Origin of the sequence: Cognatiyoonia sp. IB215446, from assembly GCF_033963825.1 — a bacterium.
GTDB lineage: Bacteria > Pseudomonadota > Alphaproteobacteria > Rhodobacterales > Rhodobacteraceae > Yoonia.
The window spans coordinates 564,657-581,745 of sequence record NZ_JAXBMD010000002.1 but is presented as its reverse complement, the minus strand read 5'-3'; the positions used below and the strand labels follow the sequence as shown (position 1 = coordinate 581,745).

Genomic DNA, 17,089 nt, shown 5'->3' with positions numbered 1-17,089 from the left:
CCATGGCCAGCATCGGTAAAATCGCCCGCCGCACCTTCCTGATCGGGACCGCCGCCATCGCGGGCGGGGTTGCTTTTGGCGTCTATCAAGTCCGCAGAGACGCGCCCAACCCGCTGGTGGCGGGTGAGGGCGAGGCGACGCTCAACCCCTACATCCTGATCAATCAGGACGGCATCACGATCATCGCGCCACGCGCAGAAATGGGGCAAGGGGTGCAGACCACACTGGCCGCTCTAGTGACTGAGGAACTGGATGTCGCCTGGGACGACATTACCGTGCTGCACGGCCCTCCGGCGCAGGCCTATTATAATCAGGCCCTGCTCGGCCTCGCCCTACCCTTCCACCACTACGCCGACAGCGATTTCCAGCATAACCTGCGCCAAAGCGTTGGCATGGTTGGCAAACTTCTGAACCTGCAGGTCACCGGTGGCTCCACCTCGACCAAGGACGCTTATGAAAAGATGCGCTATGCAGGGGCCTCGGCCCGCGAAGCGCTGAAACTGGCCGCCGCCAATCAGCTGGGCGTCGATGCCAGCACCTTGCGCACGGAAAACAGCAAGGTCATCGCACCTGACGGAACCGAGCTTGCCTATACCGCGCTTGCGGAGGCGGTGCGCGATATCGACCCACCCGACGTTGCCTTACGCGCGAAATCCGAGTGGAAATATCTTGGCAAATCCATGCCGCGCACGGATGTCGTCGCGAAGTCGACGGGCACCGCGCAATATGGCGCTGACACGAAGCTTGACGGTCTGAAATTCGCAACGGTCCGCATGAACCCCAAGCGGGCCGGCATGGTCTCTTACGATGACAGTGCCGCGCGTGATATGCCCGGTGTTGAGGCGATTGTGGATCTTGGCGACGGGATCGGTGTGATTGCGTCCAACACATGGCTTGCCTTTCAGGCAGCCGAAGCGGTTGAGATCGAATGGGAGCCATCCAGCTACCCCGCAGACAGCGACAGCCTGCGCGCAGCGATCATGGCCTCGCTCGACGATGCGCCCAACAGCACCACACGTGATGATGGTGACGTGACCTCCGCCGTCGAAGGCACTGAAATCACGGCAGAGTATCACGTGCCATGGCTCGCCCATGCGACGATGGAGCCGATGAATGCAACGGCGCTTTACACGGAAGCGGGGCTTGAAGTCTGGTCGGGCAACCAAGCGCCTGTCATCACGCGTGACAAATGCGCGGCGGCTGTGGGGCTCGAGCCAGAACAGGTGACCGTCAACACGACAATGCTTGGCGGTGGCTTTGGACGGCGGGCGGAGTTTGATTTCTCTGTCCATGCCGCAAAAGTTGCGCAAGCCATGCCCGGCACTCCAATCCGCATGACGTGGAGCCGTGAAGAGGATATGCGTCATGACTTCTATCGACCCTATGGCGTGGCACAGTTCCGAGGGGTTGTGAAAGACGGCAAACCGCAGCTTGTCGACGGGAAAATCGCCGCGCCATCGGTGATGCACAATACTGGCATCCGCGTGATCGGCAGCCCGCCCCCCGGCCCTGACCGCGCACATGTGGAAGGTGCAGCGGACCAGCCGTATTCAATCCCGAATTACCGCGTGACAGGACATCTGACGCCCATTGATCTGCCCATCGGATCGTGGCGGTCCGTAGGCAACTCGCATAACGGTTTCTTCTTTGACACCTTCATTGACGAGATGGCGCATGCGGCAGGCACCGACCCGCTGCAATTCCGGCTGGAAATGGCGCAGGCCGAGCATTCACCCTCAGCCGGTGTGATCGCTGCGGTCGGTGTGATGTCGGGCTGGACCGGAGAGACACCCGCGAATATCGGACGCGGCATCGGCTTCACCTATTCCTTTGGCACACCGGTCGCCGAGGTCGTGGAGGTCGAAGATACGGGCAATGGGATCCGCATCAACAAATGCTGGATCGCCTGCGATGTGGGCACAGCACTTGACCCAAGCATCATCGAGGCGCAGATGATCTCTGGCGCGATCTACGGGTTCTCAGCCGCGATGCAGGAAGAGATCACGTTCAGCGATGGCGAGGCCGAACAGTATAATTTCTACGATTATGACGCGTTGCGCATGCATAACACCCCGCAATTCGAAGTGCGCATCTTGGAGACCAACCCGCATATGGGGGGCGTGGGTGAACCAGGCACGCCCCCCGCGGCTTCAGCTTTGGGGAATGCGCTCTTTGATCTGACCGGCACACGTGCGCGGGAATTGCCGCTGATCAAGACCTTTGATCTCATTCTTTAGGACTACAATCGGGCGCAAATTTATTCGAACGAAATTGCGCCGGTCACGTCAACCAGGTCTTGTAATCACTGACAAGAAGATGCGTCGGCGTCGCATCTTCATCAACATCCGCAAACCGTCCAATCGGTTCGCGAAAGATGTTGTCGGTCTCATCGTCATTCACTGTTGAGACCTCACCAATCAGCACATCACCGCCCTCCCCCCAGAAGGCATGCCAATCGCCGGGCATGAGCGTGACGCTTTCACCAGGCGCGAAGCGGAGTTTCTCGCCGGGCTCGAATTCCCGCCGGATGCCGTCGCACATGACAACACCACCAGCCGTTTCATCGAAACGGCCCTCCGGGTCAGAGCCATAAAGCTCCACCACCAGCGTCGCCCCGCCGCGGTTGATGATGTCCTCGGCCTTGATCACATGAGTATGCATCGGGGAAAGCTGATCCTGCTTAGATATCAACAACTTCTCGGCATAACACATCCCCCCTCCACGCTGCAGATCGGCGAGACGCCCGTTACGCAACGTGAATAGGAACAAACCCATCTCGTCATAACGACCGGCACCATAATCGGTGATGTCCCAGCCGCATCGCGCCTCAATCACCGCGCGGGCGTCATGGGCGCGCGCCTTGAATTCGGCAGCTGTCCAGTAAGCCCAAGGTGGCAGCGCAAAGCCGTAAGACCGGATCGTCGCATCCGCCTCTGCCATGATCTCATTAATTCGGGACCGTTTCATCGTCCTCTCCGTAATCGTTTACGGCAGCATGAAACACTACGGCGATCTTGCCAAGCGGCTATTCAGCCTAGCTCAATCCTCATGACGAAAACCGAAAATTTCGAAAAAGTCACCGTGACCTCGACCGAGGAATTGCGGGATTGGCTTATGGCACATTACGCACGGACCGATAGCTTCTGGCTCGTAACCTACAAGAAGCACATGGGTGACAAATATCTGGACCGGTTTGCAGTCCTTGATCAACTCTTATGTTTCGGTTGGATCGATGGGATCAGGCGGGTTCTCGATGATGACCGGACCATGCAATTGATCAGTCCGCGAAAGACCCAGCATTGGGCGCAAAGCTACAAGGATCGGGTGGCACGGCTTGAAGGCGAGGGACTGATGCACACATCGGGCCGCGCTGCGGTTGCCGCATCGAAAGCGAACGGTCTTTGGGATTTCATGAACGATGTAGACGCACTGATCGTCCCCAAAGATCTGGCTGCTGCATTAAACGCAGTCCCGCCTGCCAAAGCGCATTGGGAGGCGTTTTCGCCATCCAGCCGCCGCAACATGCTCCGGCGGATCAAGCTGGCCAGATCTCCCGCAACCCGCGCCAAACGCATCGCGGAAACGGCCACCCTGGCTGCACAAAACCAGAAAGTGCCCCAAACTTGAGTGGGCTAGCCCGCCTTGCGCAAAGCACCCGCAGCCCAGGCGCTGCAAGCCTCTCCAAACGCCTCAAAAAGCGGGCGAGAGACCTGATCATCGGCCGCGTTCCATTCTGGATGCCATTGAACAGACAGTGTGAAGCCCGGCGCGTCCTTGATATAGATCGCCTCTGGCGTGCCGTCCGGTGCATGGCCATCAATCACGATCCGCGCACCCGGCACTTTGATACCTTGCCCGTGCAGCGTGTTGGTCATCACTTCAGGCGCCCCCATCAGACGATGGAACACGCCACCTTCTGAAAAGGTCACTTTGTGGCGCAGCGCGAATTTCTCTTCCAGCGTGCCGTCAGGCGGCATCCGGTGATTGTCCCGGCCCGGCAAATCGCGAATCTCGGGGTGGAGCGAGCCACCCATGGCCACATTCACCTCTTGAAAACCACGACAAATGCCAAAGATGGGCTGACCCTGCGCGACACAAGCCCGGATCAGCGGCAACGCAACGCGGTCACGTGCGCGGTCAAAAGCGCCGTGCGCCTCCGTTGGTTCTTCACCATACTCTTCGGGATGCACATTCGGGCGCCCCCCGGTGAAGAGGAAACCATCACAAGTCGCCATCAGCGCGTCGAGACAGACCATGTCCGGATCTGATGGCACGATCAGCGGCAGCGCATTGCTGACCTCCGCGACCGCCTGTGCATTCATCTCACCCGCCGCATGGGCGGGGTACTGGTCATTGATCAGATAGCTATTGCCGATAATGCCGATCACCGGACGGCGCATGGATGTCCCTTTCACATTTGCACCTTGTTAACGTCTCGCGGGCGGCGATGAAAGCCGTGACGCGCGCAACGCTCTGTTGACACATGCACAGATGCTGCCCAATTCAACCTTATGGCCTATGATTTAAGCAGCGCTGAATTTCTTGCAAATGCCGCTCCAATGCTGGCGGCAATGCAGGCCGAGGGGCCACTTGTGCAGATCAAAATGCCAATTATCGGCGATATCTGGATGACAACGACCGATATTGCTGCACGCCAGTTGCTAAAATCACCGGCGCTTTTCGGTCGGGACTCACTGCAAGGAACGGGCAAGACGCTGGCGCAACGATATTGGTATTTTCCATCCTTTCTGAAAGTCCTTTTTCAAAACATGCTTGGGGCGGACGGGCCCGCCCATGCGCGGTTGCGCGGCCTTGTTGAGCCTGCCTTCAACAAGACATCCATTGACGACATGCGTCCGCGGCTGACTGCAATCGCCGATGATCTTTTGGACAGGATCGACGCGAAGCAACCTGTTGATATCGTACAGGCCTATACCCGCCCACTGCCGCTCAAGGCGATGTGCGATCTCTTGGGCATCCCGCCAGAGGATCGAGCCATGGTGGCCAACTAGATCAGCCCACTTTCGGGGCCGACAAATGCGTGGAGCATGCTCCGTGGCCTGCCGGGGTTACGCAAGACCGTCCGCTATTTCTGCGCCGATTTTGCGCGTGTGCGGCGAGATCCCCGGCCCGGCATGATCACCGATCTGGTCAACGCAGAAGCCGAGGGCGACCGTCTGAGCGATGATGAATTGCTCGCGATGGTCGTGACGCTCTTTATCGCGGGGCACGAGACGACGGTGCATCTGATCACGATGGGCATCTACGGGTTGCTAACGCTTGACGGGGCACGCGATGCGTTGCGTGACCGACCTGACGAAGTCCCGCTGCTGGTCGAGGAATTCATGCGGTTCTGGTCGCCAGTGATGATGACCAAGCCCCACTTCGTCCGGGAAGATACTGTTTTTGAGGGGGTTTCTCTCAAGAAAGGTGACCAGATCGCGGCGCTGCTGATTGCCGCGAACCACGATCAGGCACGATTTGCGGAACCGGAAAGCTTCATTCCCAATCGCCGCCCGAACGCCCATCTGGGGTTTGGCCACGGGCCGCATGTCTGTCTGGGCATGCAACTTGCCCGGGCCGAGGCGCAGGTGGCGATCTCCCGGCTTTTCAACCGCTTTCCCGATCTGCGCCTTGCCGCTCCGAATGAGAAGCCCCGCTACCTGCAACGCGCTGGCATGCGGGGCCTGAAGGATTTGCGGTTGCGCCTCTCTTAGGCCTCGCCGGTCAGACCGGCGGCCTCAATGCCCGCCATGGCGGCGATGACGTCATTGTCGGATGTGTCCCCTGTCACACCAACCGCACCTATCAAATTGCCCCGCTTGTCACGCACCAGAACGCCACCCGGTACCGGCACGACCTGCCCGCCATAGACGCCGTTTACTGCCGCCATGAAATAGGCTTGCTGTTCTGCACGGGCCATTTGCGCCGTACCGGCCATACCCAGCATCACGGCACCATAGGCCTTGCCATGCGCGATCCCGAACCGACCTGGTGAAGCGCCATCAGCGCGTTCAAACGCCTTCACATGGCCGCCCGCATCGAGAATGACAACCGAGAGCGGCTTGAACCCCATCTCATCGCCTTTGGCCATGGCTTTGCGGATGATGCTCCGCGCCTTACTTGCTGATATTTCTGCCATTTTGATGTCCCCGTCTTAGTGATTGCGCTGCGCTTTCAGTTCCAACCGGCGCTGATGCAGAATTGGCTCCGTGTAGCCCGATGGCTGGATACGGCCCTTGAACACAAGGTCACAAGCAGCTTGAAACGCGATGCCGTCAAAGTTGGGTGCCATTGGCAGGTAGGACGGATCGTCCGCATTCTGCCCGTCCACCACAACGGCCATCTTGCGCAACGCCTCCATCACGTCGGTCTCAGAGACGACGCCATGATGCAGCCAATTGGCCAGCGCCTGGCTAGAGATGCGGCAGGTCGCCCGATCTTCCATCAGGCCCACATCATTGATGTCGGGCACTTTGGAGCAGCCGACGCCCTGATCGATCCAGCGCACGACATAGCCAAGGATGCCCTGGGCATTGTTTTCGATCTCGCGCGTCTTCTGGGCGTCCGTCCAGCGCTGGTATTGCGCCAGCGGGATATCCAGAATGGACGACACATAGGCGCGCCGCCCGCCCTTCCGCAGCTTGTCCTGAACCGCCATCACATCGATCTTGTGATAGTGCAGCGCGTGCAATGTCGCCGCTGTCGGGCTGGGAACCCAGGCACAGTTCGCGCCCGATTGCGGATGCCCGATCTTTTGCTCCAGCATCGCCGCCATCATGTCGGGCATGGCCCACATGCCCTTGCCAATCTGCGCCTTGCCGGAAAAGCCGCATTCCAGACCGATATCGACATTCTGGTCTTCATAGGCGCCAATCCATTGTTTGCGCTTGATAAAGTCCTTACGGCTGAACGGCCCCGCCTCCATCGACGTGTGGATTTCGTCGCCCGTCCGGTCGAGGAAGCCGGTATTGATAAAGGCCACGCGATGCTTGGCCGCGCGGATGCATTCCTTGAGGTTCACGCTGGTGCGCCGCTCCTCATCCATGATGCCGATCTTGACCGTGTGGCGCGGCAGGCCCAGCACATCTTCGACCTTGGCGAAGATGTCGTCGGTCAGCGTGACCTCTTCCGGCCCGTGCATCTTGGGCTTGACCACATAGACGGACCCATGGGCCGAATTGCCGCCCTCATGTTTCAGGTCATGCATCGCGATCAGGACCGTGAACATCGCGTCCATTAGCCCCTCGAAAATCTCGTTGCCATCTGCATCGAGAATTGCGGGGTTGGTCATCAAGTGCCCCACATTACGCACCCACAAGAGTGCACGGCCTTTCAGCGTGAACGGATTGCCATCGGGCGCCGTGTAGCTCAGATCATCCGCCAGGCGGCGTGTCATCGTTTTGCCGCCCTTCTCAAATTCCGATGTCAGGTCACCCTTCATCAGCCCCAGCCAGTTGCTGTAGGCGAGCACCTTGTCCTCGGCATCCACGCAGGCGACGCTATCTTCACAATCCATGATGGCTGTGACCGCACTTTCAAGCCGCACATCGGCGAGCAAGGCCTGGTCGCGGCTGCCAATCGGATGCGCGCGATCAAAGATAAGTTCGACATGCAAACCATTGTTTTTCAACAGAACTGCATCAGGCGCTTTCGGGTTACCGCGATAACCAACAAACTTCTCGGGCTGGCGCAGCGGCTGATCATCGATCATGAGCGCGCCGTCATGTACGTAGTAGCGTGAGACATCGGCGTGGCTGGTTCCTTCGATGGGAAACGCCTCATCAAGGAACACACGCGACCGAGCGACAACCCGCGCGCCATGGCCCCGATCATAGGCGCCCTTGGGTGGCTGCACACCCATCGCATCGGTGCCGTAGAATGCATCGTAAAGGCTGCCCCAGCGAGCATTCGCCGCGTTCAGCGCAAAGCGGGCATTCGTGATGGGAACAACCAGCTGCGGGCCGGGGATTGTCGCGATTTCAGGATCGACATTAGTGGTCTCAACCTCAAAATCATCGCTCTCTTCGACAAGATAATCGATTTCGCGCAGGAAGGCCTCATACGCCGTGCGATCATGTGATTTGCCGCGATTTTTGACATGCCAGTCGTCAATCACCGCCTGCAGATCCTCGCGCCGCTGCAGCATCGCCTGGTTGCGCGGTGTCATCTCGGCCACAAGTGCTGCGAAACCTTGCCAGAAGGTATCAGTCTCTAAACCCGTCTCGGGTAACGCCTTGTTATCAATGAAATCAGCCAGTTCGGCGGCAACTTGCAGCCCGTGTTTCGTGACGCGGTCAGTCATGAATTCCCCTTCGAATTGCGCGGCATACAGCGGCACACCGCGCCGTGATCGCAGCTAGAGCTAGTGCAGTTGTTTCCGATAGGCAACAAAGCGGATGTGGATTATTTTGACCGATCCTTTCGGCACCGTTCCGAACAGTAGCGGACCTCGTCCCAGACCTTTTCCCATTTCTTGCGCCAAGCGAAAGGTCGCCCACATGTGGCGCAGGTTTTCTGGGGGAGATTGGCTTTCCGGCGCATCTTGGGCATAATCAGAAAACTATGGTGACCATGGGATTTTTCAAAATGTCCGCAATCCTTAGCGCCAAAGGCAATGATAATAAGCCAGTTGGCCGATCCTTGCCGATCTTGTTGCCAGAGAGCAGCGCGCCTCTGCCGTCGTGTGATGATTACAAATCTGTCGTGGAACCTTTACATTTCACTGCGCATTGAAGGCCCCATGGAACACCGCATCGACCCGCTGATCGCTGAACGCGCCCCGTGGCTTTACAGTGATCGACCCGGAACGCGTATCGCAAGACGCGCACTGCACAAGGTGCTGGGATACGACACGACGGTCGCAATTGCGAAAACGCTGAAGGATGCGAGCTCCCCCGACATCATGGGCAATATGGCCAAACGGCTGGCCAAAGTCGTCTCGGCCCGTGGTCTGGGCCATATTCCGGCGCATGGCCCTGCCTTGATCGTGGCCAATCATCCTACTGGAATCGCCGATGGGATCATCCTGCATCACCTGATCGTGCAAACGCGGCCCGATGCCTATTTCTTTGCGAACCGCGATATCTTGCGTGTCTTCCCGCAAATGGAAAGCATGATCGCACCTGTTGAATGGCGCAAAGAACTGCGCAGCCATGCCAAGACGCGCGAGACAATGGGTTATGTGCGCGAAGCCACCGATGCCGGGCGCCTTGGCGTGATCTTTCCGTCAGGCCGGTTGGCCAAGAGGCGCGGATTGCGCCTTTATGAGCGTCCATGGATGGCCTCCGCCGCGATGCTGGCGCGCAAGTTCGATCTGCCAGTGATCCCGGTGAATATTCAGGCGCGCAACTCAGCCCTGTTTTACCTCTTCGACATCATTCACCCGACATTGCGGGACATCACCCTGTTTCACGAGACGCTGAACAAGGAAAAGCAGCCTTTCCGCGTGACGGTTGGCGAACCGATTTCGGCTGCATCGATGCCTAAGAACTCGGAAGAAGGGATCGCGATGCTGCGCAAGGCCACCTTGTCGCTTGGCGGGAAGGACGCTCCGACCGTTAATCTTGTGGCCACGTCCCGATCCTGGGTGAAGCGTCCGCAAGCGGACTAGGCCGAACCGACGGACGCGGCAAGCTGAGTGGTGCACAATAACTCTGCGCGCGCGTCCAGGCCGCCATCTCTATGATTTTCGCGCTGTTCGTCATTGGCCCCCAATCCGCCGCAACGCCGCGCCAACGGCCATCGTGGATAGCAACAGCCTGATCCCTTTCGACGGTGACAGCCATGATGCGTGCTGCACAACTCAGATTGTCAGCCGCATTGGTCAGCTCGGTGCCACTTTGCGCCCGGCATCCATAACGGCGGGCCGTGTCGGGATAAATCTGCAGAAGGCCATACCAGAGATCACCCCCGCCCACCGCACGCGGGTTGTAGGTGCTTTCATGTTTTGAAAGGGCCGACATCATGCCCACCCAAAATGCGCGCCGTTGGCCGGGCGGGGCCGCTGCATAAGCCGGGCACCAAGTCTCGATATCCCGTGGAACGATTGTGGTCAGCACTTCGGCATGGGTGGCAATCGCCGACATGGCCGCGCGGGTCCACAAATGCCCGCCGTCCTGAAAATCCCAGCGGGCGCGTGGCAGATATGAGGTGCGGGCAATCGGTCGCATGACTGGCGCGTCGGTCTCAACCGCAATCGGATAGCGGAGCATATGTGGGGGCCGCGCCTCTGGCCGTACGGCAAAGGTCTCGGCCATTGCAGGGCCAAGGCCGATCATGCAGACAAAGAGAACAAGCAGCAGTCGCATCTTTTGGACGGTGCCAGTACCGCGCGGATGGCTCAAGCAGATGGCATGGGGCACGGCAAGTTTCAGCCAAAGCCGGAGTTCTCTTGAAGCCTGCAGGCGCATCTTCTAAACCCGGCGCAACGCTTGCCAAAGGATGTGCACATGCTCGACCTGACCTATGACGCCCCCGCCCCCAAAGTGATTGCTGGCGCCCAGAATGATTGGGAGCTCGTCATCGGCCTTGAGGTGCACGCGCAGGTCTCATCCAACGCCAAGCTGTTCTCGGGCGCATCGACCGAATTTGGTACGGAACCCAACAGCAACGTGGCTTTTGTGGATGCGGGCATGCCGGGGATGCTGCCCGTCATCAATGAAGGCTGCGTGGCGCTCGCCGTCAAAACCGGGCTGGGCCTGAACGCGCAGATCAATCTGACCTCGGCGTTTGACCGCAAGAACTACTTCTATCCTGACCTGCCGCAGGGCTACCAGATTTCGCAGCTGTACCACCCAATCGTTGGCGAAGGGGAAGTACTGGTTGAGATGGGCAACGGCACTGCGCGCAAGGTGAGGATTGAGCGTATTCACCTTGAGCAGGACGCAGGCAAATCCATCCACGACATGGACCCGCATATGTCCTTTGTGGATCTCAATCGGACTGGCGTCGCGTTGATGGAGATTGTCAGCCGCCCCGATATCCGCGGGCCTGAAGAGGCGGCGGCCTATGTGCAGAAACTCCGCCAGATCCTACGTTATCTTGGCACCTGCGACGGCAACATGCAGAACGGGAACCTGCGCGCGGATGTGAACGTGTCAATCTGCAAACCCGGAGATTACGAGAAATATCAAGAGACGCAGGATTTCAGCCATCTCGGCACGCGTTGCGAGATCAAGAATATGAACTCCATGCGGTTCATCCAGATGGCGATTGATTACGAGGCACGCCGCCAAATCGCACTCATCGAGGATGGGCAAGAGGTTGTGCAGGAAACCCGGCTTTACGACCCGGACAAGAACGAAACGCGGTCGATGCGGTCCAAGGAGGAGGCGCATGATTACCGCTATTTCCCTGACCCTGACCTCTTGCCATTGGAGATTGAGCGGGCGTGGGTCGACGATATCAAAGCGTCCCTGCCGGAACTGCCTGACCAGAAGAAAGCACGGTTTATCGGGGATTTCGGCCTGTCGGACTACGACGCCTCCGTCTTGACTGCAGAGGCCGAGAACGCTGCCTATTTCGAGAAAGTCGCTGAAGGGCGCGATGGCAAGCTCGCCGCGAACTGGGTCATCAACGAGCTTTTTGGCCGCTTGAAGAAAGAAGACCATACGATCGACGAAAGCCCTGTCTCGGCCGCGCAATTGGGTGAGTTGATCAGGCTCATCAAAGCGGGCGACATCTCGGGCAAAATCGCCAAAGAGGTGTTTGAGATCTGCTACACCTCTGGCCGCAACCCGGCCGAGATTGTCGAAACCGAAGGCATGAAGCAGGTCACCGATACTGGCGCGATTGAAGCAGCGGTGGACGAGATCATCGCCGCAAACCCTGCACAGGTCGAGAAGGCCAAAGAGAACCCCAAACTCGTGGGCTGGTTCGTGGGTCAGGTGATGAAGGCCACCGGCGGCAAGGCCAATCCGGCGGCGGTGAACCAGATCGTCTCGGCCAAACTGGGGCTTTAGGCTGCGGCCAGTATTTGCCTTGTGATGCGCGTATCCTTGGATTCGCGCTGACAATTTGCTAGGGAAGCGTGGTGGAAAAGGGGTGACGTCATGTCATATGAATACAAAGTCGTGCCAGCACCGACGCGCGGTTTGAAAGCGAAAGGGGTCAAGACGGCAGAAGACCGCTTTGCCCATGCGCTCGCGACCGAGATGAACACGCTCGCCGCTGATGGGTGGGAATATCTGCGGGCCGATACCTTGCCAAGCGAACAGCGTGAGGGCTTGATGGGCAAGACGACCGTCTATCAGAACATGCTCGTCTTTCGCCGTGTCAAAGAAGTGACGGCGGCTCCGGCCCCTAAACCCGTTCTAAAAGCGGAGCCGCCGGTCGCGAAGCCGAAACCTGTTCCGGCACAGGCTGAGGATACCGAGGAAGAGGCGGTTCCAACGCCGATCAAAACGGCAAAGCCACCTGCATCTGAAGTCGCCGCCGAATAGCTACTTGATTTCAATCGCCAAGGCGTGGATGCGCCCAATGATTGTCGGGCCAAGCGCGTCGTGGATAGCGCGATGGCGCGCAATCCGCGTCAAATCATTCAGGCTTGCCGCCGCGATCTTGATGCGCCAATGGCTCTCGCCGGAGCCGTCATCACCCGCATGTCCGGCATGCTGCGCGCTTTCATTGATGACCTCCAGCGCCTCCGGTGAAAGCGCCTCCAACGCAGTGCGAATTTCTGCCGCGAGTGTCATTATTTTGGCCCTACCCTCTTCAATCTCTCGCCCGAGGGTTTAAAGTCTATCGGCCTGAACGGAAAGATGAGTCGCGTCATGAAGAAAGATGATCCCTTTGGTTTCGACATGTCGGTGTCGAGTTCCAAGAAAAAGAACCCGCGCGGCCGGCGCGGCATGTCAGGCGCGTCTGAGACATCGAAGCGGATCTGCGATTATGAAGGGTGCAACAAACCGGGCCTTTATCGCGCCCCAAAGTCGCCTGACACGCTGGATGACTACTACTGGTTCTGTCAGGAGCATGTCCGCGAATACAATCTGAAGTGGAACTTCTTCGACAGCACGTCCGAGGCCGAGCTGGCCGCGCAGATGGATCAGGACCGCGTCTGGGAACGCCCGACCAAGCCGTTCAAACGGACCGTCGAAGAACGCGCCTGGGCCCGGTTGGGCGTGGATGACCCGCATCAGGTACTTGGTGCGAATGCGACGCAGAATCCGGGGCGCGGTGCGGCATCAGGCCGGAAGCTGCCCCCAACGGAGCGGCGCGCAATTGAGATCCTTGAGGCAAAGGACAATTGGTCCAAACCGGAGATCCGCAAAGCGTATAAGGCGCTCATCAAGGTGCTGCACCCGGATATGAATGGCGGCGATCGCAGTCAGGAAGAGCAGCTTTCTGAAGTCGTCTGGGCCTGGGACCAGATCAAGATCAGCCGGAACTTCCGGGAAAAAGATTAGATTCAAAGCCGCTGCGGCAAACGAAAATGGCGCAGCCTCGCGGCTACGCCATTTTGTTGGACTGGGTTGTAAAACGCCCTGATGAATTAGCTGCGGCGGTACAGATTTTCCTGTGACAGACGGCTGAGTTGCGCGACTGCGCGCTGTTTGGCGCGTGGCGGTGCAAGCAACTCACGCTCCCGCCGGGCTTCGAGCAGCAAGCCATGCACGGCCATTGACCCAACGAACCAGGCGATGGCCAACCATGGCCGTGCGAGGAACTCGGTCACCAAAAGCACCGGTCCATAGACAACGCCCAGCAGTGGGTCGATCAGGATACCGGCAATCATAGCCGCCATGATTGCAATCGCCATACCGCCGATCACGGCGCGTGCCAGGCCAAGCATGCCTTCCAGCCCCATCCACCCGCGGGCCAGGGCGAGGCTGATACCACCGCTGAGCGCACCCGCGAAGATGACCCATTGGCTGAACCAAGACTTGTCTGCCCAGATCAGGCCTTCGCCATTCACGCCTGACATGATCAGGATCGTTATTCCGGCCGTCATCGCGATGACGGCCCCATATGCCAAGACGGTTGATTTCTCGCCACGGCTCAATGCTAGTTTCTCAATAATGTGCGCCGACATTGCGCCCCCCATACCAACAGTTAATAACGCTTATGTCGCAGTATTTTCGCGACACTTCAGTGCGAAAACTCACAAGTCTTCGTTTAAATTCTGTCAAATTTGTGCCATAATTCGCCTAGTCTCACAATATAAAAACGGCAAGAAACCGCCTATGGTGATCTAAGGCTCAGATTATATTGACAATTTTCTCATACAACCAATGGGCGATTGGCGCACACATTGTTAATGAATTTTCAACAATAGGACAAAGCGTCGCTCAAACGCGTTTTCCTGCCCCATTGCGATTCACCCATGCCGCTGCCCTTCGCGATGTATCAACGCCAACACGGGACCCCTGAAGGCCCCTTGGTTGAGAGCAGGACGTGCATGCCTCAACATGAACGCCGGACCGCTTAACCTTCCTCACCCAACACTTCGTCGCACATCCTGCAGTAGGGCAATGCTGGTAAAGCAAAGGACGAGCGGGAAACCACACCCTCTTGGGCTTAGCGCTCAAGCGCCCAAATGATCAGCAGGCATTCACAATTCCAGCCCATGCGCCGCCCTTCCCCTTGCAGCGTCCAGCGTTATGATGCATGCCCACAGACGACAATACGATATGAGAGCAAAGGCAAAGATCATGGCCGACGGAACCACCGAGATGCAGGCGAAACCGACGGAAGAGCTTTCGGTCCGCGAAGTGTTCGGTATCGACAGCGACATGAAGATCAAAGGGTTTGCCGAGCGCTCGGACCGGGTTCCTGAAATTGACAGCACCTACAAGTTCGACCCCGACACGACCTTGGCCATTCTTGCTGGCTTTGGATACAACCGTCGGGTGATGATCCAGGGCTATCACGGGACCGGCAAGTCGACCCATATCGAACAGGTTGCCGCGCGTCTGAACTGGCCTGCTGTGCGTGTAAACCTCGACAGCCATATCAGCCGGATCGACCTGATCGGTAAAGACGCGATCAAGCTGCGCGACGGCGTTCAGGTGACCGAGTTTCACGAAGGCATCCTGCCCTGGGCCCTGCGCAATCCTGTGGCCATTGTATTTGACGAATATGATGCGGGCCGTGCGGATGTGATGTTTGTGATCCAGCGTGTGCTGGAGGCAGATGGCAAGCTGACCCTGATGGATCAGAACGAGATCATCACGCCGAACCCGTATTTCCGGCTGTTTGCGACGGCGAACACCGTCGGCCTCGGCGACACGACGGGCCTTTATCACGGCACCCAGCAGATCAACCAAGCCCAGATGGACCGGTGGTCACTGGTGGCGACGCTCAATTATCTCAGCCATGACGCAGAAGCCGCCATCATCCTGTCGAAGTCGCCACATTTCAATACGGAGCGCGGGCGCAAGACGATCAGCCAGATGGTGACCGTTGCCGACCTGACGCGAACGGCCTTCATGAATGGTGATCTGAGCACTGTGATGTCACCCAGGACCGTGCTGGCGTGGGCCGAGAATACGCGAATTTTCAACGATGTGGGCTACGCATTCCGCCTGTCTTTCCTCAACAAATGTGATGAACTTGAGCGCCAAACCGTCGCAGAATTCTATCAGCGCTGCTTTGACGAGGAACTGCCGGAAAGCGCGGCGAGCCTGACTTTGGGGTGATCCGAGGCGTCACAAACAAGGTTGACGCAACGTAAAAATGTTCCGGAATAGGCCCGATCCGGCCATAAAATGGACGGAATACATACGCATACAAAAGGCGTTATGTATCGAGTATGTGTGTTATCAGTCTATTTATTGTCGGCGTGCATTACAGCACCGGCGCAGGCCCAAGGACATGATCCCGAAGCACAGCTTCGGACCTTTGCCGCCTGCGTCGGGCGCCTTACAGCGATCGTCGAATATGAATGGAACATGTCCGGAACCGTCTCTGCGGAAACGGCCAGAAGGCGGGATGCGGCAACCGACATTGTTGCGGCTATTGTTCCTGCCGAAAAATCACGTGATGTTCTGGGTTGGCGAAATGCAGCAAAGCAGGCGCAGTCGAACCTGCTGAGCCGCGCGACATCCTCGGGCGATACGTCCGATGCCAGATGGGCCATGCAGCAGGCAAGACAGTTTGAGACAGCCTGCACGGCCCTGCTAACGCTTTAGCACTGAACACACTGTTTTCAGACTGCCTTATTGATTAGCGATTTTTTAGGCTGCATGCTTTATTAATGAGCAGTATGAAAACTATCGGGTTCTTCCGTGCACTCTGCGCCGCGCTCCTGATCGGTAACAGCGCTGATGCAACGGTTTCCGACAACGCGCAGTTGATTGAGTTTGCTACCTGCGCAGGGCGGTTGTCGGCACAGATGGAATACCAGTGGATGTTTGATGGCCCTCTGTCTGAGCAGACAGAGATTGATCGCGCCGCGATGATTGATCTGGTGAACGCTATCATGCAGCCGGGCGAAGGCCGCTCGGTTCTGAATTGGCGCATCAGTGCCAAACAGGCGCAGTCTGCACTCCTCACAAGGGCCACGTTCAACGATGACGCTGCAGACGCAGCCTGGGCTGCGCGCATGGCGGCCCAACTGGCCAGGGAATGCACGGCGCTGATCCTGTACTAGCGCTTGATGCGGTTGCCCGCTGATTTTGACATTTGCCATAATCTCGTCTGTTTTGTTTGTAGGTTACCGTCAAAACCAAAAAGGAACGGAGCTGCCGATGAAAATGACAATTGGGACCGAGCTGCCTGCGGATTACGAAGTCACACATGAAGACCTCGCCGAATCGGTCGCAGCGCTGATTGGCCAGGCCTTGTTGCCCCTTTTTGCAGAGAACATGCCTGAAGATGCGGCCAAGGCGAATGTTGAGGGGATCCTGACCGAGCTTGGATATCTTTTTGATGAGGGCGAGATCACCCTGGGCGGCAAGACCTACCGGCCCCGGATCGCCTTTGTTGACGAGGCCGGAAACACGCTGCCGGGTGTGGCAGCACTCAACAACTTTCACGAATTGGTCGTCGATCCGTTCGATATCGCGCCCGAAGCGAACATCACCTTCGTCGCCCCTGAATTCGCGGAAGAGTAGCCGCGCGGCCTCTGGCCTTTGGCGCCCCTCGG

20 protein-coding genes are annotated in these 17,089 nt (G+C 58.1%); 12 read left to right on the top strand and 8 right to left on the bottom strand.

The window, feature by feature from the left end; translation table 11 throughout:
* Positions 1-2: 2 nt before the first annotated feature.
* Positions 3-2,237 carry a xanthine dehydrogenase family protein molybdopterin-binding subunit gene (locus SLH49_RS10380; protein WP_320269084.1) on the top strand — a complete coding sequence of 745 codons (2,235 nt, stop codon included), beginning with the start codon at positions 3-5 and terminating at the stop codon, positions 2,235-2,237.
* Positions 2,238-2,280: 43 nt separating this feature from the next.
* Here the strand turns inward: SLH49_RS10380 and SLH49_RS10375 are convergent, their stop codons facing one another.
* The gene (locus tag SLH49_RS10375; RefSeq protein ID WP_320269083.1) at positions 2,281-2,967 is read right to left on the bottom strand and encodes a D-lyxose/D-mannose family sugar isomerase; all 687 of its coding nucleotides are present in this window, start codon (positions 2,965-2,967) and stop codon (positions 2,281-2,283) included.
* 81 nt (positions 2,968-3,048) lie between these two features.
* Between SLH49_RS10375 and SLH49_RS10370 the strand changes: the two genes are divergently transcribed.
* The gene (locus SLH49_RS10370; protein WP_320269082.1) at positions 3,049-3,627 is read left to right on the top strand and encodes a YdeI/OmpD-associated family protein; all 579 of its coding nucleotides are present in this window, start codon (positions 3,049-3,051) and stop codon (positions 3,625-3,627) included.
* A gap of 5 nt (positions 3,628-3,632) precedes the next feature.
* Here SLH49_RS10370 and SLH49_RS10365 read toward each other — a convergent pair whose 3' ends face one another.
* Positions 3,633-4,400: a gamma-glutamyl-gamma-aminobutyrate hydrolase family protein gene (locus tag SLH49_RS10365; protein WP_320269787.1), complete on the bottom strand. Its 768-nt coding sequence runs from the start codon at positions 4,398-4,400 to the stop codon at positions 3,633-3,635.
* A 159-nt stretch (positions 4,401-4,559) separates the two neighbouring features.
* Between SLH49_RS10365 and SLH49_RS10360 the strand changes: the two genes are divergently transcribed.
* Complete coding sequence (locus tag SLH49_RS10360) at positions 4,560-5,012, top strand: hypothetical protein (RefSeq protein WP_320269081.1); 453 nt, start codon at positions 4,560-4,562, stop codon at positions 5,010-5,012.
* 36 nt (positions 5,013-5,048) lie between these two features.
* The gene (locus SLH49_RS10355; RefSeq protein ID WP_320269080.1) at positions 5,049-5,717 is read left to right on the top strand and encodes a cytochrome P450; all 669 of its coding nucleotides are present in this window, start codon (positions 5,049-5,051) and stop codon (positions 5,715-5,717) included.
* On the opposite strand, the gene SLH49_RS10350 is transcribed toward SLH49_RS10355, so the two are convergent.
* The 3 genes from SLH49_RS10350 to SLH49_RS10340 all read right to left on the bottom strand — a co-directional run bounded on the left by SLH49_RS10350 (position 5,714) and on the right by SLH49_RS10340 (position 8,544).
* Entirely contained in the window at positions 5,714-6,142 is a 429-nt protein-coding gene (locus SLH49_RS10350; RefSeq protein ID WP_320269079.1) for a GlcG/HbpS family heme-binding protein, read from the bottom strand. The genes SLH49_RS10355 and SLH49_RS10350 overlap by 4 nt on opposite strands.
* A gap of 15 nt (positions 6,143-6,157) precedes the next feature.
* Positions 6,158-8,305, bottom strand: coding sequence for a malate synthase G (locus tag SLH49_RS10345; protein WP_320269078.1), 2,148 nt, complete (start codon positions 8,303-8,305; stop codon positions 6,158-6,160).
* A 101-nt stretch (positions 8,306-8,406) separates the two neighbouring features.
* Positions 8,407-8,544, bottom strand: coding sequence for a DUF2256 domain-containing protein (locus SLH49_RS10340; RefSeq protein WP_413785293.1), 138 nt, complete (start codon positions 8,542-8,544; stop codon positions 8,407-8,409).
* A gap of 199 nt (positions 8,545-8,743) precedes the next feature.
* Here SLH49_RS10340 and SLH49_RS10335 point away from each other — a divergent pair, with 199 nt between their 5' ends.
* The gene (locus tag SLH49_RS10335; protein ID WP_320269077.1) at positions 8,744-9,613 is read left to right on the top strand and encodes a lysophospholipid acyltransferase family protein; all 870 of its coding nucleotides are present in this window, start codon (positions 8,744-8,746) and stop codon (positions 9,611-9,613) included.
* Here SLH49_RS10335 and SLH49_RS10330 read toward each other — a convergent pair.
* Positions 9,561-10,412, bottom strand: coding sequence for a transglycosylase SLT domain-containing protein (locus SLH49_RS10330; protein WP_320269076.1), 852 nt, complete (start codon positions 10,410-10,412; stop codon positions 9,561-9,563). The genes SLH49_RS10335 and SLH49_RS10330 overlap by 53 nt on opposite strands.
* Positions 10,413-10,451: 39 nt before the next feature.
* On the opposite strand from SLH49_RS10330, the gene gatB reads away from it, so the two are divergent.
* On the top strand, positions 10,452-11,963 hold the full coding sequence (gene gatB, locus SLH49_RS10325) for an Asp-tRNA(Asn)/Glu-tRNA(Gln) amidotransferase subunit GatB (RefSeq protein WP_320269075.1): 1,512 nt from the start codon (positions 10,452-10,454) through the stop codon (positions 11,961-11,963).
* Between the two features lie 90 nt (positions 11,964-12,053).
* Complete coding sequence (locus tag SLH49_RS10320) at positions 12,054-12,443, top strand: DUF4177 domain-containing protein (RefSeq protein ID WP_320269074.1); 390 nt, start codon at positions 12,054-12,056, stop codon at positions 12,441-12,443.
* Here the strand turns inward: SLH49_RS10320 and SLH49_RS10315 are convergent, their stop codons facing one another.
* Complete coding sequence (locus SLH49_RS10315; RefSeq protein WP_320269073.1) at positions 12,444-12,695, bottom strand: BolA family protein; 252 nt, start codon at positions 12,693-12,695, stop codon at positions 12,444-12,446. It abuts the gene before it with no gap.
* A gap of 78 nt (positions 12,696-12,773) precedes the next feature.
* On the opposite strand from SLH49_RS10315, the gene SLH49_RS10310 reads away from it, so the two are divergent.
* Positions 12,774-13,409 (top strand): J domain-containing protein, encoded by a 636-nt coding sequence (locus SLH49_RS10310; RefSeq protein ID WP_320269072.1) that lies wholly within the window; start codon positions 12,774-12,776, stop codon positions 13,407-13,409.
* 86 nt (positions 13,410-13,495) lie between these two features.
* On the opposite strand, the gene SLH49_RS10305 is transcribed toward SLH49_RS10310, so the two are convergent.
* Complete coding sequence (locus tag SLH49_RS10305) at positions 13,496-14,035, bottom strand: hypothetical protein (protein ID WP_320269071.1); 540 nt, start codon at positions 14,033-14,035, stop codon at positions 13,496-13,498.
* A gap of 619 nt (positions 14,036-14,654) precedes the next feature.
* Here SLH49_RS10305 and cobS point away from each other — a divergent pair.
* From cobS to SLH49_RS10285, 4 genes are all read left to right on the top strand, one after another.
* Positions 14,655-15,641 (top strand): cobaltochelatase subunit CobS, encoded by a 987-nt coding sequence (gene cobS, locus SLH49_RS10300; protein WP_320237871.1) that lies wholly within the window; start codon positions 14,655-14,657, stop codon positions 15,639-15,641.
* 252 nt (positions 15,642-15,893) lie between these two features.
* Positions 15,894-16,133, top strand: a complete 240-nt coding sequence (locus tag SLH49_RS10295; protein ID WP_320269070.1) for a hypothetical protein — start codon at positions 15,894-15,896, stop codon at positions 16,131-16,133.
* A 65-nt stretch (positions 16,134-16,198) separates the two neighbouring features.
* Positions 16,199-16,594: a hypothetical protein gene (locus SLH49_RS10290; protein WP_320269069.1), complete on the top strand. Its 396-nt coding sequence runs from the start codon at positions 16,199-16,201 to the stop codon at positions 16,592-16,594.
* Between the two features lie 97 nt (positions 16,595-16,691).
* Positions 16,692-17,057 carry a hypothetical protein gene (locus SLH49_RS10285; RefSeq protein WP_320269068.1) on the top strand — a complete coding sequence of 122 codons (366 nt, stop codon included), beginning with the start codon at positions 16,692-16,694 and terminating at the stop codon, positions 17,055-17,057.
* Positions 17,058-17,089 lie beyond the last annotated feature (32 nt).